Annotated in this window: 3 protein-coding genes and 2 pseudogenes; 4 read left to right on the top strand and 1 reads right to left on the bottom strand. The window is 57.7% G+C overall.

Annotated features, from left to right (window positions below):
• Positions 1-169 precede the first annotated feature (169 nt).
• The 4 genes and pseudogenes from CFR80_RS17320 to CFR80_RS17305 all read left to right on the top strand — a co-directional run.
• On the top strand, positions 170-817 hold the full coding sequence (locus tag CFR80_RS17320) for a TetR/AcrR family transcriptional regulator (protein WP_110507793.1): 648 nt from the start codon (positions 170-172) through the stop codon (positions 815-817).
• A 150-nt stretch (positions 818-967) separates the two neighbouring features.
• Positions 968-1729, top strand: coding sequence for an SDR family NAD(P)-dependent oxidoreductase (locus CFR80_RS17315; RefSeq protein ID WP_025440106.1), 762 nt, complete (start codon positions 968-970; stop codon positions 1727-1729).
• A 31-nt stretch (positions 1730-1760) separates the two neighbouring features.
• A complete protein-coding gene (locus CFR80_RS17310) occupies positions 1761-2213 on the top strand; it encodes an SRPBCC family protein (protein WP_110507792.1) in 453 nt (150 codons plus the stop codon).
• Positions 2210-2627 (top strand): annotated as a pseudogene (locus CFR80_RS17305) (SDR family NAD(P)-dependent oxidoreductase); the annotation flags it as partial. The gene CFR80_RS17310 and the pseudogene CFR80_RS17305, both read left to right, overlap by 4 nt.
• A gap of 12 nt (positions 2628-2639) precedes the next feature.
• On the opposite strand, the pseudogene CFR80_RS17300 reads toward CFR80_RS17305, so the two are convergent.
• Positions 2640-3369 (bottom strand): annotated as a pseudogene (locus CFR80_RS17300) (IS5 family transposase).
• Positions 3370-3573: the final 204 nt, after the last annotated feature.

Here is a 3573-nt window from a genome sequence, read left to right as displayed (position 1 = left end):
GCTCAGCCTGGAACAGTCTTACGGCCCTGCCGGAAACCATCCGATCCATCAGACTCAGAAAATGGGCCCACACGAATCAGTACCTATAACCGTTGGTATAAGGCAGCAGCGACCTTGGCAATCACTTATGGATCACTTAATATGGAAGTCTTTCGGAAGGAACGATGACATGGCGCGGACCGGGCGGCCCCGTGAGTTTGACCGCGACAGGGCGATTGATGCCGCCACGGCGCTTTTCTGGGCGCAGGGGTATGAGCCGACTTCCCTGACGCAGCTCAAGGCCTGCATGGGCAACATTTCGCCCGCGAGCTTCTATGCCGCGTTTGGCTCGAAGGAAGCCCTGTTCCGCGAAGTCGTGCAGCGTTATCTGGCCACATACGGGCAGGTGATGGCGCCGTTACGGGATGAAAGCCTGCCCCCGCGCGAGGCCATCGAACGGACGTTGCGCAGTTCGGCGCGCATGCAGTCCGCCCGCACACATCCAGCCGGGTGTCTGGTCGTGTGCGGTGCCAGCAACTGTTCACCTGAAAACGAACCTGTCCAGGCGCTTCTTGCGGCGGAACGACAGCGCACGCGCACCGGCATCAGGGCCTGCGTAGAACGCGCTATTGCCAATGGTGAATTGAACGCATCCCCGGCGACAGATGTGCTGCCCGAAATTCTCACGCCTTTTTTCCACGGCATGACATGCGAAGCCCGGGACGGGATGCGTCCGGACACTCTGGATGCGGCCGTCACGTCGCTGCTGACATTGTGGGATATTAACGCGGTGAAACGGGGAACAGCAAAGCGGCCCAAGAAAAAGCCGACGGACTGACAGCGGCGAGACGATCGGGACCCGGCACGAAAATTCCATATCGGTCGGTCCACAAATCCTTGACCCTGCTTCATGTCCCTATTATGGATCAGTCGATATGGAAATGGTGTCTTCGGAACCCGACGCCATGCCTTTTCAGGGAATCCGATCATGAGCCCATCAAAAATCGCCCTCGTCACGGGTGCCAATCGCGGCATCGGCTACAGCATCGCCAGGCATCTGACGGCCGCCGGCATCAGCGTGATCGGCACTTATCACACCAATGAAGACGAGGCGAAGGCTGCTGAAACCGCCCTCAGCCATGAGAACGCGAAGCTGCGCATGCTGTCACTGGACATCGCGAACCACGCGTCATTCGGGGATTTTGCAGAGCAGGTCAAAACCCTTCTCGCAAACGAGTTCGAGCAGCAGACACTGAATTACGTTATCCAGAACGCTGGCAACATCATTCATACACGCTTCGATGCCGCGACATCCGAACAGCTCGACAATCAGTATAACATTCACTTCAAGGGCCCTTATCTGCTGACGGTAGCCCTTCTTCCACTGATCCGTGATGGTGGCCGCATTCTCAACATCACCTCTGCCGCGACGCGCTTCTACCTGCCGGATCATGGGCCCTACGCAGCCATGAAAGCTGCAACCGAAGTCATCTCGCTCTATATGGCAAAGGAACTGGGCGCGCGGGGCATTACCGTCAATGCGGTCGCCCCCGGCGCGGTGGCATCAGACTTTGGCGGCGGTCTGGTCCGTGATGATGCCACGGTCAACAGAAGCCTCGCAGAGATCACGCCGCTGGGGCGTGTCGGCCAGCCCGACGACATCGGGGCTGCAGTCCGTGCCCTCCTGTCTGACGACATGCACTGGGTGAATGGCCAGCGCATCGAGGTGACGGGCGGCCAGTCACTTTGATCCCACACAGAAAAGGGCAGGGGGAGTCCGTATGATCAACGTTATGGCCAGCAGTGTCATCAATGCACCCGTTTCGTCCGTCTGGGGGCTGATCCGTGATTTCGGCACCCTTGGTCGCTGGCTGCCGGGCGTGAAAAGCTGCGTGATCGAAGGCGATGATCCCGGCGACCGTGTCGGCGCAATCCGACGTGTTGAAATGGGCGATGTCGGTGTGATCCGTGAACAGCTTCTGGCGCTGTCCGACGTGGAGCATGCAGTGACATTCTCGATCATTGAATCGGCTCTCCCGATCCGGAACTACCGCTTGACCATCACGCTTCTGCCCATAACGGATGGCGATCGCACGTTTATCCGATGGCACGGTCAGTTTGAAGCATCAGCCGAACACGCAGCCAGCATGCAGACCCGCATGCCGACACACATCTACCAGCCAGCATTTGACAGACTGGCAGAAATTCTGGCATTGAGGAAAACGCGGTCATGACCAGCTTTCATGGACAATCCGTTCTTGTGCTGGGCGGCAGTCACGGGATTGGGGCCGCCATCGTGTGTCGCTTCGCAACGGATGGCGTGAAAGTCATTTTCACGTATTTTTTCTTCCCCTGACGACGCCCAGGCATTGGCGGCCGAGACCGGAATCAGGGCCCTGCGCGCCGACAGCGGTGACAGGGACGCCCTCATCGCGCTGATCGCCTCGCTCGGCCCCTTGGATGTGCTGGTCGTCAATTCCGGAATTCTTGGCGCGGGTAACCCGCTGGACATGCCGCCGGATGCCATCGACCGGCTCGCGCCTTATCACGCGGCGGTTGCCGCCGCACGGACCATGCCCGACGGCGGCCGCATCATCCTGATCGGCTCCGCCAATGCAGACCGGATGCCGATGCGTGGCCTTGCTGCCTAAGCTCAGGACTCATTCTTTAAGATAGAAGATGAAGCTTGCTGCGATGTGGATTGCAGACATGAATGTATGAGCACAGCGGTCGTATCTGGTCGCCACACGTCGCCAGTCTTTCAGCTTTGCGAACAGGTTTTCGATCAGATGACGCTTTTTATACAGATGCCAGTTGTAAGGCGGCTTTGATTTCCGGTTCTTTTTCGGGGAATACAGGCAGTGATATTGCGTTCTGCAAGCGATAACCTGATCCGGCTGCTGTCATGGCCTCTGTCCCCGATGACTTCTTGTGTCCCGTCGGGGAGATCTGCCAGCAGCACGTCTGCGCCCTTGAAGTCACTGACCTGACCTGCTGTCAGATGCAGGCGAACAGGCCGACCCTGACCATCGCACACGGTATGGAGTTTTGAGTTCAGACCACCTTCTGTCCGCCCGATATGGCGGGGAAAAGCCCTTTTTTGAGCAGGGACGCCGATGTCCGGTGCGCCTTGAGATGTGTCGCATCGATCATCAGCCGCTTCGAACGGCCAGCCTGCTCTGTCAGGGCGACGAAGATCCGGTCAAAGACACCCAGGCGTCTCCACCGGATGAAGCGATCATACAAAGTCTTGTGCGGATCATACGCTTTCGGGGTGTCTTTCCATTGAAGGCCGTTGCGGATCACATAAACGATCCCGCTCAGAACACGCCGGTCATCCACGCGTGGTACTCCGTGTGCCAGAGGGAAAAGTGGCTCAATCCGCTCCATCTGGCTCTCAGATAGCAAAAATACCTCACTTACAGCCTCACCTCCATCGATAAGCCTGTGAATCACAACGTCTCGCTCAGTTCAATAAATTAATAGGTTCTGAGCCTAGTGTCCTGATCGAGAAGTTTATATGATTATCCTGATGGCAGGGGTAATCGAATGGGACGTGTAGCGGTTGCGATTGAACTGACGGCATTGGAGCGT

The organism is Komagataeibacter oboediens (assembly GCF_003207815.1).
In the GTDB taxonomy this organism is placed as follows: Bacteria; Pseudomonadota; Alphaproteobacteria; order Acetobacterales; family Acetobacteraceae; genus Komagataeibacter; species Komagataeibacter oboediens.
Note: the sequence above shows the minus strand (reverse complement) of the source record. Positions and strands in the feature narration are given on the sequence as shown.